The following is a 17,391-nucleotide window of genomic DNA, read 5'->3' as shown; positions in this document are numbered from 1 at the left end:
AGGATCAGTTTTGCGGCTGATCCCGATGTCCCTGATTCGGCTCACCGCGGCCTTGCGGTTGACCCTGTGGCTGCGGACGCGCCTGAGGCTGCGCCGGCGGCCGCGAGTACTGCGGTTGCTGCGGCTGCATGGGGCGGCCCTGCGGCTGAGCCTGCATTTGCCCCTGCGGTTGTCCCTGCACCGGCGGATGGCCGTACTGAGCTTGCGGCTGACCCTGCACCGGCGGGCGGCCATACCCTTGCTGCGGCTGACCCTGCTCAGGCGGACGACCATACCCTTGCTGCGGCTGTCCCTGCTCAGGAGCACGGCCATAACCCTGCTGCGGCTGACCCTGCTCAGGAGGACGACCATAACCCTGCTGCGGCTGACCCTGTTCCGGCGGCCGCCCATACTGCGGCGGCTGTTGTCCCTGCGGACCACGCGGCGGCATGATCGGGCTCGTCTGTGGACGATACACCGGCTGACCGCCTTGCGGGGGCGGCGGATGTCCGCCATACCCGCCGCCCGGTGGATGCGGCGGCGGATTGCCATGCGGCGGCTCGTTGCGCCAGCGGTCACGATCGCCATACCACGGACGGCCCTGATAATAGCGGCCCCAGTAGGAGTCTATCGAGAACACCACCACCGGCAAACCGATCACTGCACCGTAGCTCGGCAGCGGGACGTAATTGCCTTCGTACGGATAGTTGATCGCGTCGCCATAGATCCAGCCACGCAGATCGTCCAGCGCCACGTCGCACCACGAATAGTCACTGACGCAGCCCATCACCGTGAGCGGTTGATTGGGACCGAGGCCGGTGACGACCGGATAGCTGTCGTCGGGGCCCGCCATCAGATTGACGGGCTGATTCGTGTAGGCCTGCACCTGGGCGAAGGCGAAGCACGGCAGCGCGAGCAACGAGGCAAGGGCGGCACGAGTGAGGGTTCGGGTTGCGTTGGTCTTGAGCAGCATGAAAGTCGCGCCTTGAAAAGCGCTTTTAAAGGATCGGAGCGCTGTAGTCGCGCGGTGATCGAGCTGCGTTCAGGTTAGCAGATGCGGCGCTGCCACATTGTTGCCTGGCCGTTGAAATCGTGACGGGAAGTAACAACCGCCGGCCACGAGCGAGGTGGCTGAAGCACGCGCAGCCATCGCCGCGCGGCAGTGCGATAACGGTCGTCCGGCCGCGGATTCAGCAACCGCGTTGGAGCCATCCCTACCGCTTACAAACCAGTCCTTGACCGCAGCCGCGCGCAAGGCGCATCGTCGAAACCACGACGGTGAAATCAAGGCCGCATAGCGAAGGCATTGAACGAAGCAGCAAAACAAAGCCCCGAATCAAATCCGCATCACTCGCGTGAGGAGCAGCGTATGGAACTGAACTTTCCCAACCCGAGCCGCAGCTACGACGCAGCGCGCCACTGCGTGTGTTTCTGGGGCTACGACAACGCCCGCGAGATTGCCTTCACCGTCAACGACAGTGTTTTGTCCAACCTGAGTCCAGGCAGCGGCATCGACGAACCAGCGGTGCTCGCGGCGTTCGACCAGCATCGCGAGCAGATTCTGCGTCTCGCGCGCGGATTGTATTCGGGTGGTCCGCAGAATCGCTACACGATTTCCTGAGACGCTCGTTGCCTCATGCGCCGGCACGCTGCCATGTGCGTACTGTGCGCGCCCCGTTTTGCGTTCGCGGTCTGTCATCGTGCGTAGCGCCGGTTACTTTTTCGTAATCGTCCGTCAGCGCGTCTCGCCCGTCAGTGACACGATGAAATCGAAAAACGCCCGCACCTTGGCGGGCGGGTGATGCCGCGACGGGTAGAGCGCATACAACGGATACAGTTCGTCGCCCCAGTCCGGAAACAGCTCCTTGACCTTGCCTTGCGCGAGCAGCGCTTCGGCGCCCAGTTCGAGAAACTGCGCCACGCCCTGGCCCGCCACGCAGGCGCTGTGCAGCGTGCCGACATCGTTCACCGTCAAGCGTCCCTGCGGTTTGATCACCACCCGCTTGCGGCCGCGATGAAATTCCCACTCGTAGGGATAGCCGGTTTCGGGATCGCGAAACTTGATGCACACGTGCTTGCCGCTTTCCAGATCCGCCGGTGCGACGGGGTGGCCATGCTTCTTCAGATACGAGGGCGCCGCCACCGTGAGGATGCGCGTGTCGAGCAGCTTGCGGGCAATCAGCGTCGAGGCACGCGGCTCGCCAAAGCGGATTGCGAGGTCGAAGCCGTCGGCCACCATATCGCCCAGCGTGTCGCGCGTCACCAGTTCGAGTTGCAGATCGGGATGCTGGTCGATGAACGCGCCCAGGCGCGGGCCGAGCACGAGACGCGAAAAGAACGGATCGATGGTCACGCGCAAACGGCCACGCACGGCCGTCGCGCCGTGGGCCGCCGAAGCCGCCGCTTCTTCGAGGCCGCCCAGCAGCGGCACGATCTGCTCGTAGAAGCGCCGGCCTTCGTCGGTGAGCGTGACCGAGCGCGTGGTGCGATCAAACAGACGAATGCCAAGACGCGTTTCGAGCCGCGCGATCGAACGGCTTACGCCGGATTGCGACATATCGAGCGCTTCACCGGCCGCGGCAAAACTGCCGCTATCGACGATCGCGGTCAACACACCCATTCCGTTCAGCATGCGTTCGTCAAATGGCATGAATGTCCCTTTAGCATGAATGGCAGCCCGTTCATGCTAACGCGAAATGACCATGACGAGGCCGCGAGGATGCGACTACACTAGGTAACCGGGCATGACGATTGCTCCGGCCATCTGAGCCTTTCGAGGTTTCGCCGCACTTTCCGCATTCAATACAAGGAGAACAAACCATGCATATCGTGACGAACGTGGGCCCGCTCGTAGCGCTGATCGCCGGCATCCTGATCCTCGTGGTGCCGCGCCTGCTCAATTTCATCGTGGCGCTGTATCTGATCATCATTGGTCTGCTGGGTCTGTTCGGCGACCATATCCACTGATCGAATCGGCCCGGCAGTTTTTATCAGTTTCTGCCTGCAACGCTGAGGCACGCGCTGCCGCGTGCCTCAGCGTTCCCGCCTGCGCACCTCGCGTTGTGATTCCAGGGTCTTCGGCCCGGCGAATTTCGATCATGCTAATCTCCCGCCGTCGAGGTAAAACCGCTCAGCGGTCGAAGTGATAGAGGGGATGCTGCATCGCATCACGCGATGTCCGGCTTGCCTGAACTAAAGAATCCCCCCGCGCGGCCGATAACCAGTAGGGCGCTTCTGGGCAAAGTGCGTCAGCGATGGCGCCGCCAGCCATGCGCCGTGGGTAGATGGGCGCGCCGGGCCACAAGGCGGCGCGCTTTTACCGCTTGTCGTGCCAGGTTTGCCGTTCCGTAGCTTTGTGGTTGCCCGGCGGTTGCCTTGCCGTTCCCCGCAGTTGCCGTACAGAAGCTCGTAGCTCCCTCACATTCTTCGCTGGAGACCCTGTGATTCGACGTAGCCTTGGCGGTCTGCTGCTCGCGCTGATTGGCGTGACCGCTGGCGTGGCCGGTTGGACGAATACCGCGTTTGCGGCCGGCCCCGACTGCTCGCGGCCGTTCACGCTCGCGCTGCACGATCACGGCCTGCTGTATTCGGTCGATACCGACTCAGGCATCGACAAGGACTTCGCCGACGAACTGGCGCGCCGCAGCGGTTGCCAGATCAAGGTGAGCCTGATGTCGCGCCAGCGCATCTGGAAACTGATCGAGTCCGGCGCGCTCGACTTTAGTCTCTCAGGTATCACCAACGCCGAACGCGAAGAGTATGCGTCGTTCGCCTGGTACTTCAGCGACAAGTTCTACCTGCTGGTTCGCAAGGATTCGGGTATCCGCCAGCTCGCCGATTTCGAGCACAACGACGAGTTCCAGCTCGGCGTGATCCGCAGTTTCCGCTATAGCGATTCGGCCAACCATCTGGTCGACACGCTGGCTGCCGAGAATCGCGTGAGCCAGGCGGGCGGCATCGAGCCGCTTTACCAGGCGCTCCTCAGCAAACGCATCCAGGGGATGATCATCGAGCCGTTCGATTATCCCGCCATCGACGACAAGAAGATCCGCGACGTCACCACCATCGTCGAATTCAACGATCCGGCCGTGCCACACGGTCTGATCATGTCGAAGCGGGCCCTGTCCGCAACGGAGCGCGACAAGTGGCGTGCGCTCGTCAACCAGATGCGCGCCGACGGCACGGTACGCCGTATCTTCGCGAAGTATTTCAATCCCGACCTCGTCGAATCGATGGTCGATTTCCAGCCGCCGCCGTGAACTGGCCGCGCCTGATTCTGCTGCCGCTGCTGGTTCTATGCGCGTCGCTCGGCGTGACGTGGGCCGTATGGGATCACGAGCGCATCGCGGCCCGCAACGAATTGCAGACCCAGTTCGACTATCTGCTGGGCGATGCCGTGGGCCGGGTCGAACAGCGCATGGGCACCTATGAACTGCTGCTGCGCGGCGTGCAGAGTCTCTTCACCACCACCGGCGGCATGGATCGCGAACGCTTTCGCGGCTACGTCAACACGCTCGATCTCGACGCCAATTTCTCCGGCATTCAGGCTATTGGCGTGGAGCAGTGGGTGCCGGCTGCGCAGGTCGCCGCACATGTGGATGCGATGCGCAAGCAGGGCGAGCCAGGCTACGCGATCCGCCCGCCTGGCCCACGCGACGACTATGCGCCGGTCATCCAGCGCGAGCCGAACATTGGCCTGAATCGCGCTGCGCTCGGCTTCGACGGCTGGGCCGATCCGGTGCGGCGGCGCGCGATGGAGCAGGCGCGCGATTCGGGCATGGCGACCATTTCCGGCAAGGTGCGCCTGTCGGTCGATACCGCCCCCGTGGCCCATCCGGGCTTCGTCATGTATCTGCCCATCTATGCGCAACATCAACCGCAGGACACGGTCGAGCAGCGCCGCGCGCATCTGGTCGGCTGGGTGTATGCGTCGTTTCGCATGCGCGACGTGATCGCCAGCCTGTACGGCGAGGAGCCGCCCGGCCTGACGCTTGCCATGTTCGATGGCGTGGGCAACGCCGAATCGTCGTTGCTGTACCGCAGCGGCGAAGCGCGGCATCCGAGCCTGCCGGCGATCATTTCGGCCAACGAATATCTGGTGGTGGGCGGCCATGACTGGACGCTCTCGATGTGCGCCGGCGACGCCTTCAAGGCGCGTTTCGGCCGTAACGCCGAGTGGTTGATCGCGAGCGCGGGGACGGGCCTGAGCCTGCTGCTCACCTTGCTCACCTGGCTGATGATGACCGGCCGTGGACGCGCGATGCGGCTCGCCTCGAAGATGACGCGCGATCTGCGCGAAAGCGAGGAGAAATTCCGCGCCATTGCCGACTGCACTGTCAACTGGGAAGTGTGGTGGGGACCGGACGGCAAGCCGCGCTGGATCAATCCTTCGGTGGAGCACTATATCGGCTATACCGTCGAAGAGTGCATGGCCATGCCGGACTTCGCACGTACGCTGATTTATCCGGAAGACCTGCCGCGCGTGGCGCCGGAATTTCTCAAAGGCAGCCAGGGCTTTCGCGGCGACGACCTGGAATTCCGTTGCGTGCGCAAGGATGGCTCGCTCGTCTGGTTATCGGTTTCGTGGGTGCCGATCAACGATGCGAAGGGCGATTGCATCGGCTTTCGCACCAGCGGGCGCGATATCACCGAGCGCAAACAGGTGGAAGCCGAGTTGCGCATTGCCGCGGTCGCCTTCGATTCGCTCGAACCGATGATGATCACCGACGCGAGCGCCACCATCCTGCGCGTCAATTCCGCCTTCACCGAATGCACCGGCTACAGCGCGGAGGAAATCGTCGGCCTGACGCCGCGTGTGCTCAAGTCGGGACGACACGACGAAGCGTTCTTCCGCGAGATGTGGGAGTCGATTCATCGTTCGGGCGGCTGGCAGGGCGAAATCTGGGGGCGCCGCAAGAACGGCGACGTGTATCCGAAGTGGCTGGCCATTTCGGCGGTGATGGGCGAGGACGGCATCGTCAGTCACTACGTGGGCACGCACCACGACATCACCGAGCGCAAGATTGCCGAAGAGCGCATCCGCGAACTGGCGTTCTACGACGCGCTGACCCGTCTGCCGAACCGCACGCTGCTGCTCGACCGTTTGATGCAGGCCATCACGGCAAGTGCGCGCAGCGAGGCGTGCGGCGCGGTGCTGTTCATCGACCTCGATCACTTCAAGACGCTCAACGACACGCTCGGCCACGACAAGGGCGATCTGTTGTTGCAACAGGTGGCGCAGCGCCTCGCCGCGAGCGTGCTGGAGAGCGACACCGTGGCGCGGGTGGGCGGTGACGAATTCGTGGTGGTGCTCGGCAGTCTCAACGAAAATCATCACGAAGCGGCTCGGCAGACCGAAGCGCTCGGCGAGAAGCTGTTGCAGGTGCTTGGGATGCCTTATCAATTGGGCGAACTCGAATATCGCAGCACCGCCAGTATCGGGGCGACCGTGTTCAGCGGCCATCAGGCTTCCATGGACGAACTGCTGAAGCAGGCCGATCTGGCGATGTACAAGTCCAAGGAGCGTGGCCGCAATGCGGTGTGCTTCTTCGATCCGGACATGCAGACCGTGGTGGTGGAGCGCGCCGCGCTGGAAGCGGCGCTGCGGCATGCCATCGAGGCCAACCAGTTCTTGCTGCACTATCAGCCGCAGATCGACGGCGACCGCACCACGGGTGCCGAAGCGCTGGTGCGCTGGCAGCATCCGTTGCGTGGCACCGTGGCGCCGGTCGATTTCATTCCGCTCGCCGAAGAGACCGGTTTGATCGTCGCGCTGGGCGGCTGGGTGCTCGAAGCGGCCTGCGCACAACTGGCAATCTGGGCGACGCGGCCCGACATGGCGGAGTTGAGCATCGCCGTCAACGTCAGCATCCAGCAGTTCCGCGAAGCCGATTTCGTGGAGAAAGTGCTGTCCGTGCTGGCGCGCACGGGGGCGCGTCCCGACCGGCTGAAACTGGAGTTGACCGAAAGCGTGCTGGTGGACAACGCCCAGGACGTGGCGCGGAAAATGGCCGCGCTCAAGGCGCACGGCGTGGTGTTTTCACTGGACGACTTCGGCACGGGCTATTCGTCGCTGTCGTACCTGAAGCTGTTGCCGCTCAACCAGTTGAAGATCGACCGTTCGTTCGTGCGCGATGTGCTGGTGGACCCCAACGACGCCGCCATCGCCCGCACCATCGTCGCGCTGGCGCAGAGCCTCGGGCTCGGGGTGATTGCGGAGGGCGTGGAGACGGCCGCGCAACGCGACTTCCTCGCCGCGCAAGGCTGTCATGCGTATCAGGGCTACTATTTCTGCCGGCCGCTGCCGGTGGAAGGCTTCGAGACGTACTTCCGCGAGGTCGAAGCGCGCCGCGCGCTCGACGCGATCAGCGCCATGACCGACATGAGCGAAGCGGCCAATCTGAACGACGTGAGCGATGTGATCGACTAGCGGCGCCCAGGCAACGCCTGGCGCCGCCCATCAACGGCCGCTTTCAGTCGCCGTACGGCCCACGGGCGCAACCGTGGGCGGCGTGACGTCGAGCCGGCGAAACACCAGGGCCGACACCAGCGTAATCACGCCCACGCAAATGAAGCTGAGCCGGAAGCCGGTGGCCGCCGAATCCAGTTGCGCGGTGAACAGATTCACGAGGCCGCCGCTGATGGAGACGCCGAGGCCCATCGCCAGCATCTGCACCATCGAAAAGAGACTGTTGCCGCTGCCCGCGTCCTCGTGCGAAAGCCCTTTGAGCGTCACGCTGTTCATGGCCGCGAACTGCATGGAGTTGGCCGCGCCGAAGAGGGCCAGCACCACGATTTCGAGCGCGACTGGCGTGCCGCGTGAGATCAGCGCGAAGGCGACGATAGCCGAGCCGACGATCACCGTGTTCACCAGCAGGAAGGTGTCGTAGCCATAGCGGCGGATCAGCGGCGCGATCCAGCGCTTGGCAACCGTGCCGGCGAGCGCTGCGGGGAGCATCATCATGCCGGAATGCAGCGGCGTGTAGCCGAGTTGCAACTGCATCAAGAGCGGCACGAGAAACGGCACGGCGCTGGAGCCGATACGGCACACCAGATTGCCGATCAGCCCAACGCTGAAATTGGGTTCGCTAAAAAGACGCAGCTTGAACAGCGGATTCGTGCGACGGTGCGCGTAGGGGATGTAGGCGAGCGCGGCGGCCAGCCCGAGCACGAACAGCCCGCTCGACCAGGCGGCCCGATGCGTCTGCACCGGCGTTTCCACGGCGAGCGAAAACGCGATCATGCACAGGGACAGCAGCGCGCAACCGATCACGTCGAAAGGCGGCGCGGTCGTGCTGGTGCTGCGCGGCAAATAGCGATGCACCGCGAACAGACCAATCGCGCCGATCGGCACGTTGATCAGAAAGATCCAGTGCCACGTAACGGCCTCCACGAACCAGCCGCCCAGTGTCGGGCCGACGATCGGCCCGACCTGTCCCGCCACCGAAATGAACGCCAGCGCCGACACGTACTGCTCGCCCGACACACTGCGCAGCACCGCGAGGCGCCCGATGGGCAGCAGCATCGAGCCGCCCACGCCCTGCAGCACGCGCGCGATGATCAACTGTCCCAAAGTATGCGAACTCGCGCAGCACAGCGAGCCGAGCACGAAGATCAGGATGGCGGCGAAATAGACGCGGCGCGTGCCGAAGCGGTCGGCGAGCCAGCCGGAGGCGGGCGTGAGCATCGCCATGGTGAGCGTGTAGGCGACGATGACCGGCTGCATGGCCAGTGGCCGCTCGTTCAGGCTGTGCGCGATGGAGGGCAACGCCGTATTGACGATGGTGGTGTCGAGCGACTGCATGAAAAAGCCGGCGGCGACGATCCACAGTAACGCGGTCTGACTTGAATCCTTACTCATGTGAACTTCCCGGCAAGCGGCGCGGGCCCGGCTCGCGCGACGACGTTTTCGTCATGAGCTATAAGCGGGGTGGTGCGGCTAAAAAATGGTTCGATCTCGCCATCATATTGACATCTTCGTCAATCGGGAACCCCACTAGGGATATTGACTGTTATCGCCGTTGCCGATAACAATGCGCGATGCTCAATCCTGTCTGGCTCAAGACCTTTGCCACCGTGGCCGCCTGCCATAGCTTTACCGAAGCCGGGCGGCGCCTCGGACTCACGCAGTCGAGCGTGAGCGAACACGTGCGCCGCCTCGAAGAAGAAGTGGGGCGGCGGCTCTTCGTGCGCGACACCCATTCGCTGGCCATGACCGCCGACGGTGAGGCCATGCTCGCGCACGCCAGTATCATCCTGCAGGCGCTCTCCCGCGCCGAATCGCAGTTTCGCGCCCCGCGCCTGAAAGGGCGCGTGCGCCTCGGCTCCTCCGACGATGTCGCGCTCGGGCCGCTACCCACGGTGCTGGCGGCGTTTCGCAACGCACACCCGGACGTCGAGCTGGAGATCACCATCGGCATGACCGGCAAGCTCTACGAACTGCTGGAAGAAGGCGCGATCGACCTGCTGGTCGGCAAGCGTCGGCTCGGCGACCGGCGCGGCGTGCCGCTGTTTACCGGTCGTCTGGAGTGGTTGGCGCGAACTGGCACGCTGGTTGATCTGTCACAGCCATTGCCGTTGATCCTGCTCGCGGAACCGAGCGTGACTCGCGCGGTGGTGCTGGATGCGCTCGCGGAAGCCGGCTTTAGCTGGCAGGTGGTCTGCACGAGCAGCAGTCATTCGGGCTGTATCGCGGCGGCGCGGGCGGGACTCGGCATCACCGTACGGCCGCAGTACGTGGCGGGGCGTGGGCTGGCGCCGCCGGTCAATAGCGCCAGTCTGCCGAACCTGCCGGACGTGGAGTTCATTGCGCTCGCGGCCCGACGCTTGAGCCGTCCTGCCGGAACGTTGCTGCAACTGCTGCATGACAGCGATCTGCGGGGTTCGTGGATTGGCGAGTAGCGTTGCGTTGTGCCTGGCCGCGCGTGTCACCCTTTAGATGGAGAAGAGAAAACACATGACGTATTCAAGCAGTCGCCGTTCATGGTTGCTGGCCGCCGCCGCGTTGCCGCTATCGCTCGCGGTGCAGGCCCGTGCCGCTGATAGTGCCTCCGCAGGTGCCAACGCAAATGCGAACGCCACCGCAAATGCGAACCCCAGCGCCAATCCCAACGCAGCCCGCTTCGCACAACTCGAAGGCACTTTCGGTGGACGCCTCGGCGTGTACGCGCTGGATACCGGCAACGGTGCGCGCATCATGTATCGCGAGAGCGAGCGCTTTCCGTTTTGCAGCACCTTCAAGGTGATCCTGGCCGGCGCAATCCTCACGATGAGCGAGCGCAACGAAGGGCTGCTGAAACGGCGCATCAAGTACTCGCAAAAGGAAGTCGTGCACTATTCGCCGATCAGCGAGAAACATGTTGCGGATGGCATGACCATTGAAGAACTGTGTCGCGCGGCGCTGCAGTACAGCGACAACACCGCGGCAAACATGTTGATCGCGCAGGCGGGCGGTCCGTCTGGTGTGACTTCGTTCGCGCATTCGATCGGCGTCGATGAATTCCGGCTCGACCGCTGGGAAACGGCGTTGAACGACGCCATCCCCGGCGACCCGCGCGATACCGCGACGCCGGCCGCAATGGCCCATGCGCTCCAGGTGCTGACGCTCGGCGACGCCTTGCCGGCGGCATTGCGCGAGACGCTGCAAACATGGTTGCGCGGCAACACGACCGGCACGAAGCGGATCGCAGCGGGCGTGCCCGCGGGCTGGCAAGTGGGCGACAAGACTGGCACGGGCGACTACGGCACGGGCAACGACCTCGCCATTCTCTGGCCGCCTGGCCGCAAGCCGGTGATCCTCGCGGTCTATCACACGAACAGTGACGCCAACGCGCAGCCAAACGATCAGGTGATTGCGGAAGCGGCGAAGATTGTCGCGGCGGCGCTTGGCTGATACAGGCGTTGCACGCTGCTTTCTGAACGGGCCACCGCGGCGCGTCGGCTCGATCCGTTCAACCGGACGAGGACCGATCCGCGCGCAGCCAGCGGCCCGATTCGGGGCACAGCGTCACCGGCTCGCCGTTCAGCCAGACCTGCTCGTCGTCTGGATGCGTTGGTGAGGAGGGCGCGGCGACATCGAAGCGCACGCCTAACGCGCCGCTCAACATTGCACTTTCAATGGGCAGTTCCCAGGTCAGGAAGATCTGCGTAAGGTCAGCTTGAGGCGCGAACTGCGCTGCATCGAAACGCGTGCTGTGACGCTGGATCACGGCATGAGGCTGGGCCGTATCGAAGATCAGCGCTGTGCCACGCGTCAGAGGAATGCGCAGGTCGAGCGCGGGAAAATGTACGTCGAGCCCCTTGTCCTCGCTGAGAAACAGATTGCAGAAGGCTGCGCCACCGTACTGGCCGGCGTCATGGTGATAACGCGCACCGCGGCACGCCATGAGCGCGACCTCGGCCGAGTCGAGCATTCCGGGGAGCGCCAGCGAGCGTGTCCAGTCAGCAGCGGCCCGCACGCAGGACGCGTAGTCTTTCCAGCGCATCAGGGTGCGGGCGAGGGGCATCGCTTCGACGTCGCCCACCTCCAGCATCATGTGGGTGGATGTCTCGCGTTGCCAGTCGGTGAGTACCGAGGCCGGCGGCATGGGGATGTCGAGCGTGGCCGAGAGCACGATGTCGCTCACCGAGCGGCTGCGCAGGGTCTCGCCGCTCCAGAACCATGAGGTCAGTATGTCTTGCACGCGTTGCCGTTCAGAGGAGAATGCATCTGGCGCATTGTAACGATTGCGCGCGCCGCTCACTGTGCGCAGGTTTTGCAAGGTCCGGACATTTCACTGGCGAGGAGAGCCCATGCTGACGCTTTATTCTTACCCTGACCTGTTCGGCGTGGCCGACAACAATCCGTTCGGTCTCAAGGTATTCGCGTTCATGCGGCTGTGCGGTCTTCCATTCGAACATCAGCACATTCTCGATACCAGTCATGCGCCGCGTGGACAGTTGCCGTATCTGGTGGATGGCGCCACCACGATCGGCGATAGCGACCGCATCATCGCGCATCTGAAGAGCGCCTACGATCTGCGTATCGACAGCGCGCTTTCAGCAGGACAACTGAATCTGGATTTGCTGGTGCGCCGCACGCTCGACGACCTGTACTGGTGCATGAGCTATTCACGTTGGCGGGACGAGCGTTTCTGGCCAGCGTTTCGCGACGCGATTCTTTCGACGCACGCCGAGGTGAGCGCAAGTGATCTGGAGGCGGCGCGCGAGTACAACCGTCAGCGCTATCACTATCAGGGCATTGGCCGTTACGAACCCGAGCAGGTCTATGCGCGAGGGACGGACGATCTGCGTGTGGTTGCCGATCTGCTGGGCGACGACGGCTTCGTGTTCGGCGCGCAGCCCACGGCGGTGGATGCCGCCATCTATGGATTTATCGCCAACATCTACTACTACCAGATCGACACGCCCCTGAAGCAGTACGTGCTGTCACGTCCCGCGCTGGTGCGCCATTGCGAGGCGATTCATGCGCGCATCAACGGACGTGCATAGCTACCTGCGGCGGCGCGCAGTTCGGCCAGCAGCGCTTCACCCGACCACGAAGGCCGTTCCGCGCTGCCTTCGGCTTGCCGCACGAGTTCGCACAGACGCTGGTTGACCGGCGCCGCGTGGCCCAGACGCTGCGCGAGTTTGACGACTTCGCCGTTGATCCAGTCGATCTCGGTGGCGCGTCCCGCGGCCAGATCGTCGGACATGGATGAACGCGCCAGCGGGTCGATGGTCAGCATGGCGCGGCCGAGCCGTTCGAACACCGCATCCGGCACGCTGAGCACACGCGGTATCCACGAGGTGGGCAGCGGTGTCACCTTGACGGGCTTGATGCCCGCGCGTTTCAGCAAGCCGAGCGCTTCCCTCTGCGCCATTGCGAGGCAGAGCCGATACGCGCGTTGCGAGAGTTCCTCTTTCAAGGGCCGGTTAGCGAGCGCGTTGATGGCGTTGTTGAGATTGAGCAGCAGCTTCGCCCATTGCACCGGCAGCATGTCAGCGTGTTGCGTGAGCGGCAAACCTGCATTGCGAAACTCGTCGGCAAAGCGCTGCATGGCGGGTGTGTGACGGATTTCGAGTTCGCCCGCCGAGCCCTGGTGAAAACCACCCGCGCCGCGTTCGATCACGTTGAACGGCACCATGCCCTCCAGCACGGTGTGTTGCGGCAACGCGGCGCGCAACACCTCGGCATTGCCGACACCATTCTGGAAGCTCACCACGATCGTGCCCGGCCGCAGCACGCGGGCCAGTTCCGCCGCCGCCGTCGGCGTGGCGGCCGACTTCACGGTGACGAGCACGAGATCGGCTGCGGCGGCGCTGGCGGCTTCCGTGGAAACGTCGATGCGTTCCGGCGAGACATGCCAGCGGCTCTCGTCATGGCGCGACAGCGTGATGCCTTGCTCACGCAACTGAGCGGCAATGCGTGCGCGTCCAATGAAACTGACGTCGCTGCCGCCAGCCAGCAGACGTCCGCCGACATAACAGCCAATCGAGCCGGCGCCATAGATGAAGATCTTTGCCATACTGTTTCTCAGGTTACCTAAGCAATGTTGTGCGCGCCGCAGCGATGCGAAAAACGCGGCCACTTCGCAAAGCAGTCACGGGTGTGCACGGGCACGGCGCGTTAGTCCGCGTAGCCCGGATTACGCCGGTCGAGCCGGCGCAGCAGCCCCGGCCAGACCAGTTTGCCCGCGCCGCCGCTCGTCACCGTGCGGATCTGTTCCTTGATGCCGGCGAGGATTTCCTGCGGGATCGGCGTCAGCTTGCCGCCGCCCGATTGCGCCCGCACCTGGATCATGCAGGCCGCTTCGAAGAAGTACATCGCGACGAAGGCATCGGCCGGCGATGCGCCGACGGTCAGCAGACCGTGGTTGCGCAGCATGAGGTAGGTGTTGCTGCCAAGGTCGCGCACGAGGCGCGGCTTCTCGGCTTCGTTGAGGGCAATGCCTTCGTAATCGTGATACCCGAGCGACGCCAGCACGCCGAGCGACTGCTGCGAGAGCGGCAGCAAACCCGCTTGCTGCGCCGACACGGCCACGCCGTTTACCGAATGCGTGTGCATCACGCACAGCGCGTCTTCGCGGGCGGCATGCACGGCGCTATGGATCGTGAAGCCGGCCGGGTTGACCTCATAGGGCGAATCGGCCACCTTGTGACCGTCGAGCCCGATCTTGACCAGCGAAGACGCGGTGATCTCGTCGAACATCAAGCCGTAGGGATTGATCAGGAAGTGATGATCGGGACCGGGCACCCGCGCCGAGATATGGGTAAACACCAGGTCGTCCCAGCCAAACAGCGCAACGAGGCGATACGCGGCTGCGAGATTCACGCGCGCTTCCCATTCGGCGGGCGATACGTCGTGCTTCAGACTGAAATCGGATGAGGCCATCTCGACACTCCTTAATCGTGGTTCAAGGCAGGGAACAACCAGGGTCGTGGGCTCTGTCCTGTGGGTCAGAGGCGAGCCCTCATCATGTGCGCCAACCCGTCTAAAATCTGTCGGATACCCGACAGGTCGATCCCGTTCATGCAATCCAGCCAGCAGCGCTACCGCTCACAACTCGAAACAACTCCGTGGTTCCAGAGCCTGCCCGTCGAACTGCGGGACTACCTGGTGAGCCACGCCAGCCTCGTCACGCTGGAGCGGGGCGAGTTCCTGTATCGCCGCGGCGATCCCTCCGTGGGCCTCTACGCGGTGCTGGGCGGGGCGCTCGCCATTGGCACGGTCGGCGCGGACGGCAAGGAAGCCTTGCTGGCGATACTTGGACCGACGGCATGGGTGGGCGAGATCTCACTCTTCGATGGACTGCCGCGTCCCAACAACGCCAGCGCCGTGAGCCGCACGCTGTTGCTGCATGTGCCCGAGTCTGCGCTCAAAAGCCTGCTCGAGGCGACGCCGCGTTACTGGCGCGACTTTGCGCTGCTGATGGCGCAGCGGCTGCGCATCTCCTTCGAGAATACCGAAGCAATCACGCTGTTGCCGGCGGCGCAGCGCGTGGCCAACCGTCTGCTGGTGATCGCCGGCGGCTATGGCGGTCTGAACGCGGCGCAGAGCAGGATCAGGCTCTCGCAGGACAGTCTCGCCTCGATGGTGTCGCTCACGCGGCAGACCACTAATCAGTTGTTGAGGAACCTCGAGAGTCAACAGATCGTCAGCCTGAAATCCGGGGAAATTGCGATTCTGGATTTCGACCGGCTGCGCGCCGCGAGTCTTGGTGAGCTCGATCGCTGAGGTGGACTGGATGTGGGCCTGACGTGTGAGCCTGGTGCGGCCTTCCGCGCTGAGAACAAAAATCTGGCACCCTCGCGACGGATTTGCGCACGCGCTACGTTAAACACCTATCCCTGCCGTCTGCGATTCGAACCATGCCCATCTTGTCTGCTCTCTCATGGACGCGGAACATCGTCCGCCGCACCACACAGGCGCTTGCCTCGACCGTCTGCCTTCATTACGCTGCCGTTTTCCTTGCAGGCGTCTTGCTGCAAGGCGTGCCGGTGCTCGCCGAGAGCGCGCCGGCCGCCGATGGCGCGAGCGCGGCCGTGCGCAAGCCGGTGCCTGTCATCCAGGATGGCCGGCTGGAGATTTCGACAGCGGCGGGCAACGGCGTGGTGCCGATTGACGTCTCGCGCGACTGGTCGACGCCACGGCCCGACGTGACACGCGCGGTGATCGTCATTCACGGCTGGTCGCGGCGCGATCTGAACTCGGGCGAGCGCGCGGCCGCTCACGCGGGCGTCGCCGCGCAGGATGCCATCGTCATCACGCCGCAATTTCTGATTGCCGCGGATATCGCCGCCCACGCGTTGCCAGCGAACACGCTGCACTGGAGCGCCGATGGCTGGAAAACCGGCTACGACGCGCAAGGCCCCGCGTCGATCAGTTCCTTCAGCGTCGTCGATACGATTTTCGCGCGGCTCGCCGACAAGACGCTCTTTCCATCACTCAAACTCGTGGTGCTCGCCGGGCATTCGGCCGGCGGCCAGTTCGTGCAGCGCTACGCGGCGGTGGGGCATGGGCAGGCGCCGCTCGCGGCGCGTGGCATCGGCATCCATTACGTGGTGGCCAATCCATCTTCGTATCTGTACTTCGACGCAAAGCGGCCGGTCGCAACCAGGGCTGCGTCGTGCGCGAAAGCAGAGCAATGGGAATATGGCCTGAATGGCGATCTGCCGCCTTATGTCGAGCAACCGGTCTCGCCCGGGAAGATCGAGCAGCATTACCTCGCGCAGAATATCGTCTACCTGCTGGGGCTGGAAGATACCGATCCGAATCAGCCGGAACTGGATCGTTCTTGCGCGGGCGAGGCTGAAGGACCGACACGCCTCTCGCGGGGTCTCAACTTCGTCGCATATCTTCGTTCGCAGGACGAAACGAATTTCACCCAGCGCGTACTGGAGGTGCCCGGGGTCGGGCATAGTAGTTCACGCATGTTCGCCTCGGCGTGTGGCATGGCCGCACTGTTCGACCGGCAAGGCTGCGATTCCACGCAGCCGCCGCAGGCGACCCCGTCGACCGATTCGCCGCAGGCAGCGCAATCAACTGGAGTGGCGCAACCCTCGCCGGCGGTTCAAACCGGGCCCAACGAAAGCGCTGCGCCTCAGTAAGCCAGACACTGCGCCGGCCAGCGATCAATCATAAAACGCCGGTTTGAACGCATTCAACGCCGCCAGATCGCGGCGTCACGACGAATGCCGCGCGGCGTGCAGGCCAACTGCCGGCACCGCGTCGCGGCGCGTGCGGCGTACGTCACGGTTTTCGCGCAGATGAACGAACAGGGTACGTGCTGCGATCACGGCATACGCGAGGCGGGCGATGGCCCCTGCGGCAAAAATCATGAAGAGCGCGCCGAGAATCAGCGCATATACGGTGACGGACATGATCACGTAGCGGGAATTCTCGTCGTTGATATGGTTTGCCCAGACATCCGGCAAGCGCAGCAGGAAGAAGCCGGCCCCCGCAGCCAGCGACGCCCACAGCACAAACACCGCGGATGAAAAGAGGAAAAAGCAGACGTAACGGGTGGCGTGACTCGCAGCGCGCAGGTAGCTCATGATCGACTCCCAGAAAAGGTCCGGGGCCGGCGCGTCGTGAAGGAACGCGAGCGGCCCTGTGACTTGATTACGGCAGATTAAAGACGCGGCTTTATGCCGAACTGCCGTTTCAAACCACAAAAAATCACGCTACATATCGGCCATTATTACCTGTAAGGCGAGGATGAAACGGGGTTGTTTCGGGTTCCCAGGTGTCCCTTATTTAGCCTTCCGAATGATCGTGAGCGGATGTGGTGCGTACGCGACAAACGCCCGTCCAGCATGAGTCCCAGCGCACAGAAGGCGCTCCCATCCGGCCCGTATAGTTCAGTGAAAGACGAGCTTTCTTTAGAGTAATGTTTCTCGCGATCGCATGTTTATTAATAATTTTTTGAGATT

Annotated in this window: 15 protein-coding genes and 1 pseudogene; 9 read left to right on the top strand and 7 right to left on the bottom strand. The window is 63.7% G+C overall.

The features are described from left to right. Positions 1–4: 4 nt before the first annotated feature. Positions 5–952 carry an SH3 domain-containing protein gene (locus D0B32_RS08995; protein WP_117333622.1) on the bottom strand — a complete coding sequence of 316 codons (948 nt, stop codon included), beginning with the start codon at positions 950–952 and terminating at the stop codon, positions 5–7. A 396-nt stretch (positions 953–1,348) separates the two neighbouring features. Here D0B32_RS08995 and D0B32_RS08990 point away from each other — a divergent pair, with 396 nt between their 5' ends. Beyond that, positions 1,349–1,600, top strand: a complete 252-nt coding sequence (locus D0B32_RS08990) for a DUF1488 domain-containing protein (protein ID WP_117333621.1) — start codon at positions 1,349–1,351, stop codon at positions 1,598–1,600. Between the two features lie 114 nt (positions 1,601–1,714). Here D0B32_RS08990 and D0B32_RS08985 read toward each other — a convergent pair whose 3' ends face one another. Continuing rightward, positions 1,715–2,629, bottom strand: a complete 915-nt coding sequence (locus D0B32_RS08985; protein ID WP_117333620.1) for a LysR family transcriptional regulator — start codon at positions 2,627–2,629, stop codon at positions 1,715–1,717. A gap of 170 nt (positions 2,630–2,799) precedes the next feature. Between D0B32_RS08985 and D0B32_RS08980 the strand changes: the two genes are divergently transcribed. From D0B32_RS08980 to D0B32_RS08970, 3 genes are all read left to right on the top strand, one after another. After that, positions 2,800–2,946 (top strand): DUF3096 domain-containing protein, encoded by a 147-nt coding sequence (locus D0B32_RS08980; protein ID WP_117333619.1) that lies wholly within the window; start codon positions 2,800–2,802, stop codon positions 2,944–2,946. Positions 2,947–3,419: 473 nt separating this feature from the next. Then, positions 3,420–4,238 (top strand): ABC transporter substrate-binding protein, encoded by an 819-nt coding sequence (locus D0B32_RS08975; RefSeq protein WP_117333618.1) that lies wholly within the window; start codon positions 3,420–3,422, stop codon positions 4,236–4,238. Continuing rightward, positions 4,235–7,408, top strand: coding sequence for an EAL domain-containing protein (locus D0B32_RS08970; RefSeq protein ID WP_117333617.1), 3,174 nt, complete (start codon positions 4,235–4,237; stop codon positions 7,406–7,408). Before D0B32_RS08975 ends, D0B32_RS08970 begins: the two co-directional genes overlap by 4 nt. 30 nt (positions 7,409–7,438) lie before the next feature. On the opposite strand, the pseudogene mdtD reads toward D0B32_RS08970, so the two are convergent. Beyond that, positions 7,439–8,890, bottom strand: a pseudogene (gene mdtD, locus D0B32_RS08965) (multidrug transporter subunit MdtD); the annotation flags it as partial. Between the two features lie 128 nt (positions 8,891–9,018). Between mdtD and D0B32_RS08960 the strand changes: the two are divergent. Both D0B32_RS08960 and bla read left to right on the top strand, forming a co-directional pair. After that, positions 9,019–9,879 carry a LysR family transcriptional regulator gene (locus D0B32_RS08960; RefSeq protein WP_117333615.1) on the top strand — a complete coding sequence of 287 codons (861 nt, stop codon included), beginning with the start codon at positions 9,019–9,021 and terminating at the stop codon, positions 9,877–9,879. 55 nt (positions 9,880–9,934) lie between these two features. Further along, the gene (gene bla / locus D0B32_RS08955) at positions 9,935–10,870 is read left to right on the top strand and encodes a class A beta-lactamase (protein WP_117333614.1); all 936 of its coding nucleotides are present in this window, start codon (positions 9,935–9,937) and stop codon (positions 10,868–10,870) included. Between the two features lie 58 nt (positions 10,871–10,928). Here bla and D0B32_RS08950 read toward each other — a convergent pair whose 3' ends face one another. Then, positions 10,929–11,651: a hypothetical protein gene (locus D0B32_RS08950; RefSeq protein WP_117334140.1), complete on the bottom strand. Its 723-nt coding sequence runs from the start codon at positions 11,649–11,651 to the stop codon at positions 10,929–10,931. Between the two features lie 118 nt (positions 11,652–11,769). Here D0B32_RS08950 and D0B32_RS08945 point away from each other — a divergent pair, with 118 nt between their 5' ends. Next, positions 11,770–12,468 (top strand): glutathione S-transferase C-terminal domain-containing protein, encoded by a 699-nt coding sequence (locus D0B32_RS08945; protein ID WP_117333613.1) that lies wholly within the window; start codon positions 11,770–11,772, stop codon positions 12,466–12,468. On the opposite strand, the gene D0B32_RS08940 is transcribed toward D0B32_RS08945, so the two are convergent. Then, on the bottom strand, positions 12,441–13,484 hold the full coding sequence (locus D0B32_RS08940) for a 2-dehydropantoate 2-reductase (RefSeq protein ID WP_117333612.1): 1,044 nt from the start codon (positions 13,482–13,484) through the stop codon (positions 12,441–12,443). The two genes, D0B32_RS08945 and D0B32_RS08940, sit on opposite strands and share 28 nt — an antisense overlap. Positions 13,485–13,585: 101 nt before the next feature. Next, positions 13,586–14,350, bottom strand: a complete 765-nt coding sequence (locus D0B32_RS08935) for a class II aldolase/adducin family protein (protein WP_117333611.1) — start codon at positions 14,348–14,350, stop codon at positions 13,586–13,588. 138 nt (positions 14,351–14,488) lie between these two features. Here D0B32_RS08935 and D0B32_RS08930 point away from each other — a divergent pair, with 138 nt between their 5' ends. Then, entirely contained in the window at positions 14,489–15,193 is a 705-nt protein-coding gene (locus tag D0B32_RS08930) for a Crp/Fnr family transcriptional regulator (protein ID WP_117333610.1), read from the top strand. Between the two features lie 134 nt (positions 15,194–15,327). Then, entirely contained in the window at positions 15,328–16,566 is a 1,239-nt protein-coding gene (locus D0B32_RS08925; protein ID WP_181969765.1) for an alpha/beta hydrolase, read from the top strand. Between the two features lie 75 nt (positions 16,567–16,641). Here D0B32_RS08925 and D0B32_RS08920 read toward each other — a convergent pair whose 3' ends face one another. Then, the gene (locus tag D0B32_RS08920) at positions 16,642–17,013 is read right to left on the bottom strand and encodes a hypothetical protein (protein ID WP_117333609.1); all 372 of its coding nucleotides are present in this window, start codon (positions 17,011–17,013) and stop codon (positions 16,642–16,644) included. Positions 17,014–17,391 lie beyond the last annotated feature (378 nt).

Origin of the sequence: Paraburkholderia sp. DHOC27, from assembly GCF_003429005.1 — a bacterium.
Classification (GTDB): domain Bacteria; phylum Pseudomonadota; class Gammaproteobacteria; order Burkholderiales; family Burkholderiaceae; genus Paraburkholderia.
The sequence above is the reverse complement of the archived record's forward strand: the minus strand, read 5'-3'. Positions and strand labels throughout refer to the sequence as shown.